The organism is Arthrobacter sp. zg-Y916 (assembly GCF_020907385.1).
In the GTDB taxonomy this organism is placed as follows: domain Bacteria; phylum Actinomycetota; class Actinomycetes; order Actinomycetales; family Micrococcaceae; genus Arthrobacter_B; species Arthrobacter_B caoxuetaonis.
This window is the reverse complement of record NZ_JAJJOD010000001.1, coordinates 351,844-367,404: the sequence shown is the minus strand read 5'-3', so window position 1 is coordinate 367,404 and position 15,561 is coordinate 351,844. Positions and strand designations below refer to the sequence as shown.

General features: G+C 65.8%; 16 protein-coding genes and 1 pseudogene. 11 read left to right on the top strand and 6 right to left on the bottom strand.

Going from position 1 to position 15,561, the window contains the following annotated elements; translation table 11 throughout:
* Positions 1-101: 101 nt before the first annotated feature.
* A complete protein-coding gene (locus LOC59_RS01760) occupies positions 102-1,802 on the top strand; it encodes a hypothetical protein (protein ID WP_227894046.1) in 1,701 nt (566 codons plus the stop codon).
* Positions 1,803-1,805: 3 nt separating this feature from the next.
* Here LOC59_RS01760 and LOC59_RS01755 read toward each other — a convergent pair whose 3' ends face one another.
* Complete coding sequence (locus LOC59_RS01755; protein ID WP_227894045.1) at positions 1,806-2,264, bottom strand: YccF domain-containing protein; 459 nt, start codon at positions 2,262-2,264, stop codon at positions 1,806-1,808.
* A gap of 83 nt (positions 2,265-2,347) precedes the next feature.
* Here LOC59_RS01755 and LOC59_RS01750 point away from each other — a divergent pair, with 83 nt between their 5' ends.
* The 3 genes from LOC59_RS01750 to LOC59_RS01740 are packed head-to-tail and all read left to right on the top strand — an operon-like array spanning position 2,348 to position 3,664.
* On the top strand, positions 2,348-2,821 hold the full coding sequence (locus LOC59_RS01750) for a pyridoxamine 5'-phosphate oxidase family protein (protein WP_227894044.1): 474 nt from the start codon (positions 2,348-2,350) through the stop codon (positions 2,819-2,821).
* Between the two features lies 1 nt (position 2,822).
* Positions 2,823-3,392 (top strand): HutD/Ves family protein, encoded by a 570-nt coding sequence (locus LOC59_RS01745; RefSeq protein ID WP_227894043.1) that lies wholly within the window; start codon positions 2,823-2,825, stop codon positions 3,390-3,392.
* A gap of 59 nt (positions 3,393-3,451) precedes the next feature.
* Entirely contained in the window at positions 3,452-3,664 is a 213-nt protein-coding gene (locus LOC59_RS01740) for a hypothetical protein (RefSeq protein ID WP_227915617.1), read from the top strand.
* Between the two features lie 55 nt (positions 3,665-3,719).
* Here LOC59_RS01740 and LOC59_RS01735 read toward each other — a convergent pair whose 3' ends face one another.
* The gene (locus LOC59_RS01735) at positions 3,720-5,327 is read right to left on the bottom strand and encodes a DEAD/DEAH box helicase (RefSeq protein ID WP_229970389.1); all 1,608 of its coding nucleotides are present in this window, start codon (positions 5,325-5,327) and stop codon (positions 3,720-3,722) included.
* A 278-nt stretch (positions 5,328-5,605) separates the two neighbouring features.
* Here LOC59_RS01735 and trmB point away from each other — a divergent pair, with 278 nt between their 5' ends.
* The 6 genes from trmB to LOC59_RS01705 all read left to right on the top strand — a co-directional run bounded on the left by trmB (position 5,606) and on the right by LOC59_RS01705 (position 10,318).
* Positions 5,606-6,460 carry a tRNA (guanosine(46)-N7)-methyltransferase TrmB gene (gene trmB, locus LOC59_RS01730; protein WP_229970387.1) on the top strand — a complete coding sequence of 285 codons (855 nt, stop codon included), beginning with the start codon at positions 5,606-5,608 and terminating at the stop codon, positions 6,458-6,460.
* 5 nt (positions 6,461-6,465) lie between these two features.
* Complete coding sequence (locus LOC59_RS01725) at positions 6,466-7,473, top strand: NYN domain-containing protein (RefSeq protein ID WP_229970385.1); 1,008 nt, start codon at positions 6,466-6,468, stop codon at positions 7,471-7,473.
* A gap of 102 nt (positions 7,474-7,575) precedes the next feature.
* Entirely contained in the window at positions 7,576-8,244 is a 669-nt protein-coding gene (locus LOC59_RS01720; RefSeq protein ID WP_227894038.1) for a hypothetical protein, read from the top strand.
* Positions 8,237-8,533 (top strand): transcriptional regulator, encoded by a 297-nt coding sequence (locus LOC59_RS01715; RefSeq protein ID WP_227894037.1) that lies wholly within the window; start codon positions 8,237-8,239, stop codon positions 8,531-8,533. The genes LOC59_RS01720 and LOC59_RS01715 overlap by 8 nt, the downstream gene beginning before the upstream one ends.
* A gap of 37 nt (positions 8,534-8,570) precedes the next feature.
* Positions 8,571-9,500, top strand: a complete 930-nt coding sequence (locus LOC59_RS01710) for an ABC transporter ATP-binding protein (RefSeq protein ID WP_227915621.1) — start codon at positions 8,571-8,573, stop codon at positions 9,498-9,500.
* The gene (locus LOC59_RS01705) at positions 9,497-10,318 is read left to right on the top strand and encodes an ABC transporter permease (RefSeq protein WP_229970383.1); all 822 of its coding nucleotides are present in this window, start codon (positions 9,497-9,499) and stop codon (positions 10,316-10,318) included. Before LOC59_RS01710 ends, LOC59_RS01705 begins: the two co-directional genes overlap by 4 nt.
* A gap of 155 nt (positions 10,319-10,473) precedes the next feature.
* Here LOC59_RS01705 and LOC59_RS01700 read toward each other — a convergent pair.
* The 4 genes and pseudogenes from LOC59_RS01700 to dnaK all read right to left on the bottom strand — a co-directional run.
* Positions 10,474-10,851, bottom strand: a pseudogene (locus LOC59_RS01700) (heat shock protein transcriptional repressor HspR); the annotation flags it as partial.
* Positions 10,852-10,917: 66 nt separating this feature from the next.
* On the bottom strand, positions 10,918-11,913 hold the full coding sequence (locus LOC59_RS01695; protein ID WP_227894034.1) for a DnaJ C-terminal domain-containing protein: 996 nt from the start codon (positions 11,911-11,913) through the stop codon (positions 10,918-10,920).
* Between the two features lie 99 nt (positions 11,914-12,012).
* Positions 12,013-12,633, bottom strand: coding sequence for a nucleotide exchange factor GrpE (locus LOC59_RS01690; protein WP_227894033.1), 621 nt, complete (start codon positions 12,631-12,633; stop codon positions 12,013-12,015).
* Between the two features lie 2 nt (positions 12,634-12,635).
* Positions 12,636-14,507, bottom strand: coding sequence for a molecular chaperone DnaK (dnaK, locus tag LOC59_RS01685; protein WP_227894032.1), 1,872 nt, complete (start codon positions 14,505-14,507; stop codon positions 12,636-12,638).
* Positions 14,508-14,692: 185 nt separating this feature from the next.
* Between dnaK and LOC59_RS01680 the strand changes: the two genes are divergently transcribed.
* The gene (locus LOC59_RS01680; protein ID WP_331460385.1) at positions 14,693-15,541 is read left to right on the top strand and encodes a class I SAM-dependent methyltransferase; all 849 of its coding nucleotides are present in this window, start codon (positions 14,693-14,695) and stop codon (positions 15,539-15,541) included.
* Positions 15,542-15,561: the final 20 nt, after the last annotated feature.

The following is a 15,561-nucleotide window of genomic DNA, read 5'->3' as shown; positions in this document are numbered from 1 at the left end:
GTTCCCGGGCCGCTTCCCGCGCGGTAACGATTCCGGGCTCCGGCGGGGCAATTCGCATCCCCTCTGTCCAGATTCAGACCGGGCGCGGATAGCCTTTGCGGATGGGGAAACACCGGCTGCTTGCTTCATTGTTGTCCTTTTCGGTACTCGGCTGCTCCCTTGCGGCGTGTGCCTCCACCGAACGCCCCGCGCCCGAGGATTCCGCCGGCGTGCTTGCTGACGGGCTGTCCCGCCTGGACGTCTCGGGTGGCCTGTTCGCCAGTTCCACCGTTGACGCCGTGAACGGCATGCTGGCGCATCTGGTCTCGGGCATGGCCCCGCTCAAACCGACCGTCACCGTTGCAGGCGTCGAGGAGATCTCCGGCAACGAAGCGGAAGCCACGCTGGACTGGGTCTGGGACATCAACGCATCCGATACCGACTACAGCTACTCCACAAATGTCACCCTTCAGCTTGGTGCGCAGAATAAGTGGGAAACCCGCTTCCGTTCAACCACCGTCCACCCGGACCTGGAGCCCGGTGAACGACTGGTCCGGGAGACAACGACCGCCCCGCGGGCAGACATCCTCGGCGCACGTAATGCTGTGCTGGTGCGGGATACACCCGTCTGGCATGTCGGGATCGATAAATCCGTCCTGACCGAAAGGGAATACGGGACCTGGGCCGACTATCTTGCCCGTTACCTGGAGCTGGACCCTGGCGCCTACACCGCCGAGGTCCTGGCTGCGGGACGGCGGGACTTCGTGGAGGCCGCCACGCTGCGCAAGGACCGCGTCGCAGCCACGTTCGAAGCGGACATTGCCACCATTCCAGGTGCTGCCACCCATTCGGGACGCCAGTCGCTTGCCTCCTACCCGTCGTTTGCCCAACCGCTGCTCGGCACCGTCGGCACCGCACCGGAGGAGCTGATAGCTGCAACCAACGGAGAACTCGCTCCGGGTGACGAGGCCGGGCTCAGCGGCCTGCAGCAGGAATACGATGCCCAGCTGCGCGGAGCCGCCGCCGTGAAGGTGAGGATCGCCAACGCCGATCAGAAGCTTTCGGAACCCCTCTTCGAATTGCCGGCTGAACCTGGGGCGCCATTGCAGACCACTCTGGATCCCGGCCTTCAGTCCCTGGCGGAATCCGCGCTTGACGGCGAATCCTCGGCTGCTGCCCTCGTTGCCGTGCGGCCCTCCACCGGCGGCATCCTTGCTGCCGCCAACGGGCCCGGGAGCAAAGGCGCACAAACCGCACTCCTTGGCGAATATCCTCCGGGTTCCATGTTCGAGCTCGTCACGGGTCTGGCCGAGCAGCGTGGCGGCGACGATTCGCCGGACAGCGTGGCCGCCGCCGCGCGTGCCCTCGGCATCGGAACCGAATGGCGGTTGGGAACCGCCGCCGCGGCGGGATCCGTACCGCAGACGGGTGCCCAAGCCGAGCAGGCAGCCGTCCTGGCCGGGCAGGGCGGCGTGAGGCTCTCACCCCTGGCCGTCGCCGTCGCGGGCGCCTCCATGGCCAGGGGAGAACGCGTCACACCCCTGCTGATTACGCCTGGCCCGGAACCCGGGGAGAGCCCGGAGACTGAATCCGTTACAGGCGGCGAAGCTGCGAAGCTCCGCCGCGCACTGCTTACACCCGGAGGCGGCGCCCAGATGATGGCAGGGACAGCTGCTTCGGAGTCTGGGAAAGCAAGCCATTCCTGGGCCCTCGCGGTGGACGACGACCTCGCCGTTGCAGTGTTTATCGACAACGGCGCTGCGGACCCGGACTCGGCAGCGAGCCTGCTGCTTGAGATCTTCCTTGCCGCGGTGGCCGGCTAGCCCTTAACGGCCGAAGGGAGCTGGCCCGGGGCCTCCCGGATAGGCAGCGTACGGCGTCCGGGAGTTGTACGGCACCAGTCCGGGGCCGGAGGTGGGAACAATCCGCTTGCCGAGGGGAACCAGCGAAATAGGGATCATCTTGAGGTTCGCAATGCCCAGCGGAATGCCGATGATGCTCACGAACATCGGAATTGCGGTCAGGACATGCCCGATGGCAATCCAGATACCCGCGAAAACCAGCCAAATGACGTTTCCGAGGGTGGCCAGCACCCCGGTTCCCCGCCCGCTGTCGATCACGGTACGTCCGAAAGGCCAGAGTGCATAGGAAGCGATGCGGAAGGACGCGATCCCGAACGGGATGGTCACAATCAGCAGGCAGCAGATGATGCCGGCGGCCACATAGCCAAGGGCCAGCCAGATGCCGCCGAACAGGAGCCAGATGACGTTCAGGATTGCCTTCATGACCCTATTGTTCTCCAGATGTCCCGCTGAGTCACGACCGGGCCTCTTTCCCGGGCCGCCGCGGGTATGCCTAGACTGGGGGCATGCCGCGAACCAACGATGATGCCACGGTCCCTGTCGAACTCGGAGCCAGCGAATGCTGGGACTACATCCGCCAGTCCTCCGTGGGACGCCTCGCTGTGATCTCCGGCGGACGTCCCGAAATCTTCCCCATCAACTTCGCCGTGGACCACGGTTCGGTCGTCTTCCGCACCGCTGAAGGCACCAAGCTCTCCGCGGCCCTGGACGACTCCCCCGTTGCCTTCGAGATCGACGGCTACGACGACCGTCTGAGTTTCGCCTGGAGCGTGGTGCTGAAGGGAACCGCATCGCGGCTCGAATCCATCGAGGACGTCCTGGACTCGGCTGAGCTGGAGCTTTTCCCCTGGCAGGAGGGCGAGAAGAACCATTTCATCCGCATCGAGCCGGAAGAGATTTCCGGCCGCCGCTTCCTGATCAATAACGCCGCACGCCGCCACGTCCTCGCGGCCCGCCGCCGCCAGGCGTTCACGGAATAGCATGCCCGCTCCAGTACTGAGTTTCGCCGCTCTTCCGTCCCGGTCCTGGGGCAGCAATTCCGGCCGCGCCAAGGACCTGGCCACCGGACCGGCCGGCCCCTCAGGCTCCCCCGGCTGGCGCCTGTCCGCCGCAACCATCGAGAAGTCCGGCCCGTTCACGTCCTTCGAGGGCACGGACCGGATCACCGTCCCGGTGGAAGGCGAACTGCTGCTCCTCGACGTGGACGGCACCGAGCACGCCATGGAAAGGCTGCGCCCGCTGCGCTACCCCGGCGACGTACCGGTTCAGGCGTCCCTGCCCACCGGTGAGGTGACGGTACTGAACACGTTCGTGGACCGGAACAGCTACGGAGCCGCCGTCATGGTGGTGGAACTGTCCAAGAAGAATCCGCCGTCCCTCGGCCCGGACCAGTTTCTGGTGCTGCTCCAGGGGTCTGCCAAGGCCGTGCTCGACGGCGGAAGCCGCACCGAAGAGCTCGATTTGCTGGACACCGTTGCCGGCGGCGCCGACCAGCCCCAGGTGCTTGGCCGCGGATTTGCCGCCGTCGTCAGCTTTTACCCGCTGGACTAAGCCGGAATCAGACGCCCAAAGGGGCTGCGCCGGGGTACGGACGTGTCTAGCATCAAGGCATGAGCACATCACCGACGTCACCGGCATCATTGAACGAGCTGCCCCGGATCGGGGCGCCGGCGTCCCGGGGGCTTGGCGCCGCGGGTTTCACCACGCTTCGCCAGCTTGCCGGCGTGCCGCGGCAGGACCTCGCCCAGCTGCACGGTGTGGGGCCAAAGGCCCTGGACATCATTGAAGCGGCCCTAAGTGAACACGGCCTGAGCCTCAAATAACTGCAAAAGGCCCTGCACCCGAAAACGGGTGCAGGGCCTTTGTTATGCGCTGTGGCTAGCGGCCGCGGCGTTCGTTCGACGCTGGTGCGGTTGCGCGGCGGGGACCGGCGGCACGGGCCGGACGGCCTGCGCCTGCCGGAGCTGCCGAACGGGTGCCGGCTGAGCGGTGGGTGCCCGCTGCGGCGACGTCGCCGGCACGCTGGCCGGTGGCGGGGCGGCGGTTGCGGCCCTGAGTGGTGGCTGCGGCGGCCGAGCCGCGGCGGCCTTCAGGGCTGCGCTGGGCGCGGGGAGCCTCGGAGGAGGCAGTGCGCTCGGCAGAGACGCGTCCGCGTCCGCCTGCACCGCCGCGTCCGCCGGCACGGGTACCGGTACCGGTGCCGGTGCCTGAGCGGGCTGCGCGCTTGCGCTGGGCGTTGGCGCCGGTGGAGCGGCCTGCACCCTGCTGCGGGGACTTCGCTGCCAGCTGGGCTGCACGGACGTGCGGCTCGATGACGGCGGCGCGTTCGCCAATCAGCTTCGCGATCGACGGGGAATTGTGGGAGACCTTCTCGATCGAGACGTCGACGCCGGCAGCCTTCATCAGCTTGGACACCTCGCCCTTCTGCTCGGGAAGGGTCACGGTGACGACGGTGCCGTCGGAACCGGCACGGGCAGTACGGCCCGAGCGGTGCAGGTAGGCCTTGTGCTCCGTGGGCGGATCGATGTGGACGACCAGCTCGACGTCGTTCACGTGGACGCCGCGGGCGGCCACGTCGGTGGCGACCAGCACGCGGACGTCGCCGGAGGCGAACTCGGCCAGGTTGCGGTCACGGGCGTTCTGCGAGAGGTTGCCGTGCAGGTCAACGGTGGGGATTCCGCTGTCCGTGAGGAACTTGGCCATCTTGCGGGCATGGTGCTTGGTGCGCATGAACATGATGCGGCGGCCATGGCCGGAGGCCAGTTCCTTGACCAGAAGCTTCTTGGCGGTCTGGTCCTGGACCAGCAGCACGTGGTGCTCCATGGTGCTGACTGCAGCCTGCGGCTCGTCCACGGAGTGGGTCAGCGGGTTGGAGAGGTAGCGGCGGACCAGCTTGTCCACTCCGTTGTCCAGGGTGGCGGAGAAGAGCATGCGCTGGCCCTTTTCCGGGGTGCGGTCCAGCAGGCGCTGGACGACCGGAAGGAACCCGAGGTCGGCCATGTGGTCAGCCTCGTCCAGCACGGTGATTTCCACCGCGTCCAGGCTGATGACCTTCTGCTTCATCAGGTCTTCGAGGCGGCCGGGGCAGGCAATAACAATGTCGACGCCGGCGCCCAGTGCCTTTTCCTGGCGCTGCTGGGACACGCCACCGTAGATGACGGTGGTGTTCAGGCCCAGCTCGGCGGCGAGGGGCTCGATGACGTTGTTGATCTGGGTCGCAAGTTCACGCGTCGGCGCCAGGACCAGGCCCAGGGGGCGGTTCGGGCGGCGGCGGTAGGCAGCTTCGGCCTCGGCCAGGCGGGTTACCAGCGGGAGCGAGAACGCAAGGGTCTTGCCGGAACCGGTCCGGCCGCGGCCCAGGACATCCCGGCCCTTGAGGGTGTCGGGAAGGGTTTCCACCTGGATGGGGAACGGCTCTGCGATTCCCTGGGCGGAGAGGATGGAAACAAGTGCCTTGGGTACGCCAAGTGCAGCAAAAGTGGTCATGAAAAGACGGCAACTTTCGGTAAGTGGCCCCCTAAGCCGTGTGGCGCAGAGGGTTCGCCGAAGAAAAGTCAGACAGTGTCCACCGCCTCGGCCAACGGATTCAGCCGGCGGGACAAAAGAAAGCGTTCATCGACGCAGGTTGCGCTGCTTACACACGCGGCTTTTAGGCGCGGCAGTCGCAACAACTTGCCCCAGTTTACCGGATGAACGCCAGTAACCTAATCGGCGGCCCTCGGGCGGCACGGCCGCATCCCTGCACCCGGTTAGCATTAACGGTGATGACTACTGAACCAGCCCTTCCCGTTTCCGACGACGCCGACGGCGCGGAAGGCCCGGAAACACAGCATTTCCGTGCGCCGGTGTCCTTCGTCCGCCGGGGTTCCCGGCTTCAGGGACGGCGCCAGCAGGCCTGGGACGAACTCTCCGACGTCTTCGTGATCGATGTCCCCCGTGTCTCTTCCGACACCTCCGTGGATCCGGAGTATGTGTTCGACGCCGAAGCCGCCTTTGGCCGCAAGGCGCCCCTCGTCGTCGAGATTGGTTCCGGCCTGGGCGAAGCCATTACCCACGCCGCGGAGCAGAACCCGGAGAAGAACTATCTGGCGGTGGAGGTCTATCTACCCGGCCTCGCGCAGACACTGCAGCGCATCGGGCAGAAGAACCTGACCAACGTCCGGGTTGTCCAGGCGAATGCCCCCGAGGTCCTCTCCACCATGCTGCCGGCCGGCTCGGTCGATGAACTCTGGGTGTTCTTCCCTGACCCCTGGCACAAGACCCGCCACCACAAGCGCCGGATGGTGAAGGATTCCTTCGCTGAGCTGGCGGCCCGGGCCCTGGTCCCGGGCGGCCTGTGGCGCCTGGCCACGGACTGGTCCGACTACGCCGTACAGATGCGCGACGTCCTGGATGCCTCCCCGTGCTTCGAAAACCTGCATCCCGGTGAACGCGGCGGGCCGGACGGCCCGCTGACCCAGGTTCACGCCCAGGGCCTGGAAGGCAAGGAGGCCTCCGACGACGTCGACACCCGCGGCGGCTGGGCCCCGCGGTTCGAGGGCCGTACCCTGACCAGCTTCGAGAACAAGGCCCACCAAGCCGGCCGCCTGATCTTCGACCTCACCTACCGCAAGGCCTGATTCCCATGACTGAACCAAACGACGCACGTGTTGGCCTCTACATCGACTTCGACAACATTGTCATCTCCCGTTATCAGCAGCTGCACGGCCGGAACGCCTTCCAGCGCGACGGCATCCGCGACTTCGACCGCTCAAGCCGTGACGCGGACCCGGAGATCAGCGCCAAGCTCACAGCTGCGACGGTCGACTTCAACGCCATCATCGACTTCGCTGCTTCCTTTGGCACGCTGGTTGTCAACCGCGCCTATGCGGACTGGTCCGTTCCGGTCAACGCCAGCTACCAGCGCCAGCTGATGTCCCGGGCCGTGGACCTCACCCAGCTGTTCACCACCACCACGCGGGGAACCAAGAACGGTGCGGATATCCGGCTGGCGGTCGACGTCGTCGAAGACCTGTTCCGCCTCCCTGACCTCACCCACGTCATTATTGTCGCCGGGGATTCGGATTACATTGCGTTGGCGCAGAAGTCCAAGCGCCTGGGCCGTTTCGTGGTGGGCATCGGGGTTGCCGGCTCCACCAGCACGTCCCTCGCAGCGGCGTGCGACGAGTTCGAGGACTACGATTCATTGCCCGGCATCGACCGGACGGCCGCCGCTGCGGCGGCGGCGGAGCGGCCAGCCCCGGACCGGAAATCACCGGCACCGGCGCAGGCTCCCCTCGAGTCCTCGGACAAGCCCCGCAAGCTCACCACGATCCCCATGTTCTCCCACACCGAAGACATGCAGTTCGAGGAAGCCGACCCGGCCGAGGATATTGATCCGCAGATCCTGGCCACGGAACTGCTGGTGCGCGCCCTGCAGATCAGCCATGCGAAGGGCGACGCCGACGAATGGCTGAACACGGGAACGATCAAGAACCAGATGCGCCGAATGGACCCTTCCTTCAATGAGAAGCCGCTGGGTTTCCGGTCCTTCACCGACTTCCTTTCCTCGCACGCTGATCTTGCCGAACTCCGGGAAGACGGTTCGCAGCGCCTGATCCGCCTCCGCCCGGAGAGCGCCGCCGGCCACTGATCTGTGAACGGGGCGCCCCGGCGCCCCGTTCCGGACAGCCGGATAAAAGAGGTTTCCAAGAAACTCTTCCCACAAAGCAGTTTGTGATGCAAACTACTTTCTATGAATCCACTTCCGGGGAACACCTCATCCACACAGGCGGAGAAGCCGCTGGATCTGCAGGCGGCGCTGGCCGCAGTGCAGGACGCCGAACAGTCCGCCCGCCGAAACCTCGCCGGAAACACCGCTCTGGTCTACCTTCTGTGGGGGCTCACCTGGACGATTGGCTATGGTTCGCTTTGGGGCACCCAGCAGGGGTGGCTGCCCTGGGAACCGACCTCCGCGCTGACCGTCCTGGCCGTTGCCCTTGCTGCGGCCACCGTGACCACCGTTGTCATCTTCACCCGCAGCAGCCGGGGCATCCGGGGACAATCCGCCTTCCAGGGACGGATGTACGGAGCAGCCTGGGCCCTGGGGTTCACTGTCGTGGGTGCCCTCAGCGCCCTAATCGGCAGGGCCGTTGATGACTTCTGGCTCCGTGGACTGCTGATCAACTCGATCGCTGTCCTGGTTGTGGGGCTTTTGTACATCGCCGGCGGTGCTGCCTTCAATGACCGCGCACAGTCCTACCTGGGGATCTGGCTCCTTGTTGTGACCACGGCCGCACTGATCTCCGGGCCGGAGTATTTCCTGGCGGTCTTCCTTTTCCTGGGCGCCACCGGGATGCTGGCCGGCGCCGTCGTCGAGCATCTGCGCACCCGCCGGCGCCGGAGCGGACCGTCCCATGCCTGAACTGGACCCCGTCATCCACGCCGAATCCCGGCTGCGCGCCATGACGATGCTCAACGAAGTCGGAGAGAACAACCAGATTGCCTTCACCAAGCTGCAGAAGATGCTGGACATGACGGCAGGCAACCTCTCCACCCACCTGCGCAAGCTCGAAACCGCCGGCTATGCGGAGGTCACCAAGACCATCGAGGGCCGCACTCCCGCTACATACGTCGGCATCACTCCCGAGGGCCGGGCTGCCTACGCGCGTTACCGCAAGAACCTGAACGACCTGCTCTCCGGGCTCTCCTAGCCAAGTCCAACCGGTCCCGTCCTGAGGAGACACTCCAATGACCGTTCTTCCCACAGGTGCACGAAACGTCCTGGCCGGCGCCTACGGGGTCAGCAAGAGCTACGGCTCAACGACCGCGTTGGAAGGCGTCGACTTTTCCGTCACGGCCGGCGAGACGGTTGGCCTGCTGGGGCCCAACGGTGCCGGCAAATCAACGCTGCTGAACCTGCTCAGCGGCCTGCGGCAACCCGATTCCGGCCGGGTGGAACTCTTCGGCCAGGATCCCCGGAACCCGCCGGCACGCCAGGGCCTGGGCACAACACCCCAGGCCACCTCAGTGCCCGCAACGCTGCGGGTGCGTGAAACGGTGGATTTCGTCGGCTCGCACTACGCCGATCCGGTGCCTACCGCGGAACTGCTGGAGGGATTCGGACTGGGCGCCGTCGCCGGCAAGCAGTGCGGCGGGCTTTCTGGCGGCCAGCAGCGCCGCCTCCTGGTGGCACTGGCCCTGGTGGGCCGCCCGCGCCTCGTGATCCTCGATGAACCCACCACCGGACTGGATGTCGAGGCACGGGAGAATCTGTGGGAACGGCTGGCGGATTACCGGGCCGGCGGCGGAACGCTGCTGATCACCAGCCATTACCTCGACGAGATCCAGACACTGGCAAGCCGTGTGGTGGTCATCAACGACGGCTCCGTGGTGGCCGACGGCGATGTGGACGCCATCCGCAGCCGGGTCAGCGTCAGCCGCGTCTCGTTCCATACTGCCCTGCCGTCGTCGTACTTCGTTTCCCAGCCACACACGGTGTCGGCGAGCCTGTCAGCATCAGGGGCCACCACGGTACTGACGAACGACGCCGATGACACGGTCCGCAGGCTGGTGCAGGACAACGTGGATTTCCGTGGGCTTGAGGTCCACGCCGCAAGCCTGGAAGAGGCCTTTATTTCGCTGACCCATTCCACCGCCGAACGGAAGGCAAGCCGATGACCGGCACCCAGGCGGTTCGCCCGCCCACCATCCCACCAGCCAACAAACCGCTGTTCGAGCTGGTCCGCATCCACACCAGGGCCCAGGTGCTTGAACAGCTGCGCATCCCGGTAGCCGTTCTGTCCTCCACGGTCTTTCCCACCCTGGCCCTGGTGTTCTTCGTGCTGCCGCAGACCGCGGTGACGTCCAATCCGCAGGCCTCGCTCATGGCGATCGCCCAGCTGGCAGTCTTCGGGGTGATGAGCGCGTTCCTGTTCAACTACGGGATAGGTGTGGCCGAAGAACGGGCCAATCCATGGAGCAGCTACGTCCGGACGCTACCCGTCGGCGCATTTCCTGCCACCGTGGCACGGGCAGTCACTGCCATGATGTTCGCGTTCTTCGCGCTGATCCCGGTGCTGGCAGTCGGTGCCACCACCACGGCCGGACTGCAGCTTTACACAGACGGAACCCTGTCCTGGTGGCGCATTCCGGCGTCGGTGCTGGTGTGGCTGCTGTGCGGGCTGCCGTTCCTCTTCCTTGGATTGCTGGTTGGCTACCTGTGCACGTCCAAAGTGGCCATCGCGGTGACGCAGGTGCTCTTCTTTCCGCTGGCCTTCGCAGGCGGCATGATGCTTCCGCCGGAGATCTTCTCCCCCGGCCTGAACACCTTCTCGCAGTTCCTGCCGTCCCGGGCCGCGCGGGACATTTCCGTCTCGGCGCTGTCCGGAGAAGCCCTGCCCGCAACCTCGGTCATCTGCTTCCTTGCCTGGACCGTGCTGCTGTGCGCCGGCGCGGTGTGGGCAAACCGCAGGGACCAGGGACGGCGTTTCCGCTAGCCCTGGCTGGAGTGGAAGAAGTCGCTGCGGTCGGCGGTGTAGCCCAGTTCGGTTTCCACGGCGTGGGCCTTGCCTGCCGGGAGTGCCATCACCCGCCGGCTGCGCGCCACCAGCGCCGCGAGTCCGAGCTGTTTGCCGGCCGGCTTGGCTGCCGGCGGCCGCTGCCCGCGGCTGAGCGTTACGACGTCCCCCGCCAAACCGGCAGCGAAGATCCGGCCCATGTCGCTGCTGCGCTGCTGGATCTGGTCAAGCTCGGCGGAGAGCTGGTCCACCCGTTCCCGCAGCCCTGAGACCTGCTGCTGCAGGTGCATGATGCGTTTGATGCCTTCGAGGGAAACACCCTCCTGCGAAAGCCGCTGGACCTCACGGAGCATCTCGATGTCCCGCTGGGAGTAGCGGCGGGACCGGCCCGGGGCCCTGCTGGGACTCACAATCCCCAGCCGGTCATACTGGCGCAGCGTTTGCGGATGCATGTCCGCCAGCTCAGCGGCAACAGAGATCACGAAGATGGGTGCGTTGACGTCGATGCCCATTGCCCTCTCCTTCTCTGCCTGGTTGTTGTCATAGTAGCCGTCCCGCCGTTTGGGCAGCCGCTGCCCCTAGAGGCGTGCCTTCGCGGCGAGCCCGGCCCTCGGGTCTTCACCCTTTGTCGCTTCGGCGAAAGCCTCGACCGCAGCCTTGGCGTCCTTGTTCAGATGCGACGGAACGGCGACGTCGACTGTCACCAGCAGGTCGCCGTCGCCCTTGGACGTGTGGACGCCGCGGCCCTTGACCCGGAGGGTCCGCCCGGAGGGGGTTCCTGCCGGGACCTTCAGCTTGACCTTGTCCGCGGTGAGGGTCGGGACCTCGATCGTGGCGCCCAGGGCAGCTTCGGGGAAGGAAACCGGCACATGGATGCGGATGTTGTTGCCGTCCCGCACAAAGAAATCGTGCGGCGTGACATGCACGGTGACCATCAGGTCCCCGTTGCCCGCTGCGCCGGGCTGGCCCTTGCCGCGCACCCGGATCCGCTGGCCGTCCTTGACTCCGGCGGGAACCCGGACCTCCACGACTTCCCCGCTGGGTTCACGGAGGCCGATGACCGTTCCATTGATGGATCCGGCAAAGGAAATAGTGGTGCTGGCGGTCCGGTCGGCGCCCTTCTGGGGCGGAGCCGAGCCAAACCCGCCTCCCCCGCCGAAGCCGCCGCCGCCAAACAGGTCGGCAAACTCGGGAGGAATGTTGCTGCCGGTGCTGTACGTATTGCGCGTGCGGCTGCGCCCGGCAGACTGCCCGAACAGTCCGCCAAAAATGTCTTCGAATCCGGCACCGGCTCCGCCTGCGGGGCCCGCGCCGCCGCCTGCCGAGAACCTGGCGCCGCTGCCCATGGCGCGGATGGCGTCATACTGCTGCCGTTCTTCGGCATCGGACAGGACGGAGTAAGCCTCGGAAACGTCCTTGAACATCTTCTCCGCCGCCGGATCATTCTGGTTCTGGTCCGGGTGGTACTTTCTGGCCAGCTTCCGGTACGACTTCTTGATGTCGGCGTCGGAAGCGTCCTTGGGAACACCCAGAATCTTGTAGAAATCCTTGTCGACCCAATCCTGACTAGCCAATTGGTGTCCCCTTCTATGTGTGGTGCCTGTGGTGCGCTGGAAACCGGATATCCACCGGAGATGCCCGGGACCGCCAAGCGGCGGTCCCGGGCATACGGACTACTGCTCCGGTACGGAGACGATGACCTGTGCTGCGCGCAGCACGCGGTCGTTCGACTTATAGCCGGTCCGCAGGATCTGCGTCACCGTGTCGAGCTGCACGTCCGCGCTCTGCTGCTGGATCAGCGCCTCGTGGATGTTCGGATCGAACTCCACTCCGGTTTCATCGATCCGGCCCAGGCCGTAACCCTTGAGCGTGTTTTCCAGCTTGACGGCGATGGACGCGAACGGCCCTTCGGCGAGGTCCCCATGCTGGCGGGCCGCATCGATGTCATCCAGGACCGGCAGGATGGAATTGAGCATTCCGATCACAGCCATTTCCCGGGCAACATCACGGTCCCGCTCCACACGCCTGCGGTAGTTCACGTACTCCGCCTGAAGGCGGAGCAGGTCGTTGCGCAGTTCCGCGGCTTCGGGAGATCCGGCGTCAGCAGGTGCCTCGGCTCCGGCGCTGTTCAGGATTTCCTCTGCCTGGGACAGTGCATCGCCCTGGGCGTTGCTTCCCTCCGCAGCCGGCCCGGCGCCGGCCTCGGAGGAAGAAGCCTGCTGCGACTGCGGTTCCTGGTTCTCCTCCGGCTCGCCGCCGGGGGTCTGGTTTCCGTTGTCGTTGTCAGCAGCCATGATTACTTCTTTTCTTCGTCATCAACGACTTCGGCATCCACGATGTCCTCATCGTTGGAGTCCGAGCCGGTACCTTCACCCGCGGCGGACCCGCCGGCAGCACCGGAGTCGCCGGCAGCCTGTGCCTGCGAGTAGATGGCTTCGCCGAGCTTGGTCTGGGAAGCCTGCAGCTTCTCAAACGCGCTCTTCACCTCGTCGTCGTTGTCGGTGCCTTCCAGCGCCTTCTTCAACGCGTCGACGTCGCCCTTGACCTCGGACTTGACGTCCTCGGGCAGCTTGTCGTCGTTGTCAGTGAGGAGCTTCTCCACGGAGTAGGCCAGCTGCTCGGCGGAGTTGCGGACGTCGGCTGCCTCGCGGCGCTTCTTGTCTTCCGCAGCGTGCTCTTCAGCTTCCCGGACCATGCGGTCGATGTCTTCCTTGGAGAGGGAGGAACCGCCGGTGATGGTCATGGACTGCTCGGCGCCCGTGCCCTTGTCCTTTGCGGAGACGTGCACGATGCCGTTGGCATCGATGTCGAAGGTGACCTCGACCTGCGGCACGCCGCGCGGAGCCGGCGCAATGCCGGTCAGCTCGAAAGTGCCCAGCGGCTTGTTGTCCCGGGTGAACTCACGCTCGCCCTGGAAGACCTGGATCGCCACGGACGGCTGGTTGTCATCAGCAGTCGTGAAGGTTTCGCTGCGCTTGGTCGGGATAGCCGTGTTGCGCTCGATCAGCTTGGTCATCACGCCGCCCTTGGTCTCAATGCCGAGGGAAAGCGGGGTGACGTCGATCAGCAGCACGTCCTTGCGCTCGCCCTTCAGCACACCGGCCTGCAGTGCGGCGCCGACAGCAACAACCTCATCCGGGTTGACGCCCTTGTTCGGCTCCTGGCCGCCGGCCAGTTCCTTGACCAGCTCAGAGACGGCAGGCATGCGGGTGGAGCCGCCGACGAGGATGATGTGGTCGATGTCCGAGACCTTGATGCCTGCCTCGGAGATGACGTCGTGGAACGGCTTCTTGGTCCGGTCCAGCAGGTCCTTGGTGAGGTCCTGGAACTTGGCCCGGGAGAGGTGCTCGTCCAGGTGGACGGGACCTTCGGGGGTGACCGAGAGGTACTGCAGGGAGATGTTTGTGGAGGTAGCCGAGGACAGTTCCTTCTTGGCCTGCTCCGCGGCTTCCTTCAGGCGCTGCAGGGCAATCTTGTCCTTGGACAGGTCTGCACCCTTGGCCTTGGCCTGGGCCAGCAGGTAGTCAACGATCCGCTGATCCCAGTCGTCGCCGCCGAGGCGGTTGTCACCGGCGGTGGCACGGACCTGGATGGTGGAGAAGTCGTCTTCGTCCTTGCCGACTTCGAGCAGGGAGACGTCGAACGTGCCGCCGCCGAGGTCGAAGACCAGGATGAGTTCATCTTCCTTGCCCTTGTCCAGGCCGTAGGCCAGTGCGGCTGCGGTCGGCTCGTTCACGATGCGCAGGACGTTCAGGCCGGCAATTTCACCGGCTTCCTTCGTGGCCTGGCGCTCGGCGTCATTGAAGTACGCAGGGACGGTCACGACGGCGTCGGTGACCTTTTCACCCAGGTACGACTCGGCGTCGGCCTTCAGCTTCTGCAGGATACGGGCAGAGATTTCCTGGGCGGTGTACTTCTTGCCGTCGATGTCGACGCTCCAGTCGGTGCCCATGTGGCGCTTGACGGAGGAAATGGTGCGGTCAATGTTGTTGACGGCCTGGCGCTTGGCGATCTCGCCGACCAGGACCTCACCGGACTTGGCGAAAGCAACAACCGACGGGGTGGTGCGGCCACCCTCGGCGTTGGCGATAACGGTGGGCTCACCGCCTTCGAGGACGGAGACGACGGAGTTCGTGGTTCCGAGGTCGATACCTACTGCACGTGACATATTTGCTTCCTCTTTCCTTGGAAATCGATGGCCCGCTGCCTGCGTAAGAACCGGCAGCTGCCACCCCTCGCGCCGCAGCGCATATTGAGCCTTCTGCACTCAACTTTACCGCGGCGTGGGTTTTTGTCAACAAACTTGAGTCACCTCGACTCAAGTTCGTGCCCATTCCCGCAGTATGACACCGCGTGACCGAAGGCAGGACACGCACCGCCCGCGCGGCGTATCGTCCTGCTATGCCCCAGGACACTTACTCCCACGGCCATCACCGCAGCGTCGTCAACGCACACGCCACGCGCACCGCAGAAGACTCGGCGGCGTATCTCCTCCCGCATCTGTCAGCAGGGATGCGGATGCTCGACGTCGGCTGCGGCCCGGGGAGCATCACCGTGGACCTCGCCGCACTGGTGGCACCCGGACAGATCACCGGCCTGGACCGGTCCGAAGAGGTCCTGGCACAGGCACGGCAGCTCGCGGCCGAACGCGGGGCGGACAACACCGAGTTCACCCCGGGAAATGTCTACGACCTTGAATTCGCTGACGACACTTTCGACGTCGTGCACGCGCACCAGGTGCTGCAGCATCTAACCGACCCGGTGGCGGCGCTGCATGAAATGCGCCGGGTCACGCGCCCCGGGGGCATCGTTGCAGTGCGCGACGCCGACTACCGGGCCATGAGCTGGTTCCCGCTGGTCCCTGAACTGGACGAATGGATGGAAACCTACCAGCGCATTGCCCGCGGCAACCGGGCAGAGCCCGACGCAGGCCGGCGGCTCGTGAGCTGGGCCCTGGAAGCGGGGTTCACCGAGGTGGAAGCGTCGTCGTCGAACTGGCTGTACGCCACCGAGGAACGGCGCCGCTGGCACGCGGGCGCCTGGTCCCAGCGGGTCCTGCATTCAGCTTTCGCCGACCAGGCCCTGGACCTTGGGCTGTCACGGGAAGACCTGCAGCGGATCGCTGACGGGTGGCTGCGCTGGGGCGAGGCGCAGGACGGCTGGTTCCTGATGCCCAGCGGGGAGCTGCTGGCCCGGGCCTGAGCACTCCGTCGGTACGCTTA

Bases quoted from the DNA above. Each gene is read 5' to 3' on its own strand.
- LOC59_RS01715 (WP_227894037.1), top strand. From the start codon at position 8,237: ATGCCTGAACTGGACCCCGTCATCCACGCCGAATCCCGGCTGCGCGCC.
- LOC59_RS01750 (WP_227894044.1), top strand. From the start codon at position 2,348: ATGCCGCGAACCAACGATGATGCCACGGTCCCTGTCGAACTCGGAGCC.
- LOC59_RS01710 (WP_227915621.1), top strand. From the start codon at position 8,571: ATGACCGTTCTTCCCACAGGTGCACGAAACGTCCTGGCCGGCGCCTAC.
- LOC59_RS01745 (WP_227894043.1), top strand. From the start codon at position 2,823: ATGCCCGCTCCAGTACTGAGTTTCGCCGCTCTTCCGTCCCGGTCCTGG.
- dnaK (WP_227894032.1), bottom strand. From the start codon at position 14,507: ATGTCACGTGCAGTAGGTATCGACCTCGGAACCACGAACTCCGTCGTC.
- LOC59_RS01705 (WP_229970383.1), top strand. From the start codon at position 9,497: ATGACCGGCACCCAGGCGGTTCGCCCGCCCACCATCCCACCAGCCAAC.
- LOC59_RS01725 (WP_229970385.1), top strand. From the start codon at position 6,466: ATGACTGAACCAAACGACGCACGTGTTGGCCTCTACATCGACTTCGAC.
- LOC59_RS01760 (WP_227894046.1), top strand. From the start codon at position 102: ATGGGGAAACACCGGCTGCTTGCTTCATTGTTGTCCTTTTCGGTACTC.
- LOC59_RS01740 (WP_227915617.1), top strand. From the start codon at position 3,452: ATGAGCACATCACCGACGTCACCGGCATCATTGAACGAGCTGCCCCGG.
- LOC59_RS01755 (WP_227894045.1), bottom strand. From the start codon at position 2,264: ATGAAGGCAATCCTGAACGTCATCTGGCTCCTGTTCGGCGGCATCTGG.
- LOC59_RS01720 (WP_227894038.1), top strand. From the start codon at position 7,576: ATGAATCCACTTCCGGGGAACACCTCATCCACACAGGCGGAGAAGCCG.
- LOC59_RS01690 (WP_227894033.1), bottom strand. From the start codon at position 12,633: ATGGCTGCTGACAACGACAACGGAAACCAGACCCCCGGCGGCGAGCCG.
- trmB (WP_229970387.1), top strand. From the start codon at position 5,606: ATGACTACTGAACCAGCCCTTCCCGTTTCCGACGACGCCGACGGCGCG.
- LOC59_RS01735 (WP_229970389.1), bottom strand. From the start codon at position 5,327: ATGACCACTTTTGCTGCACTTGGCGTACCCAAGGCACTTGTTTCCATC.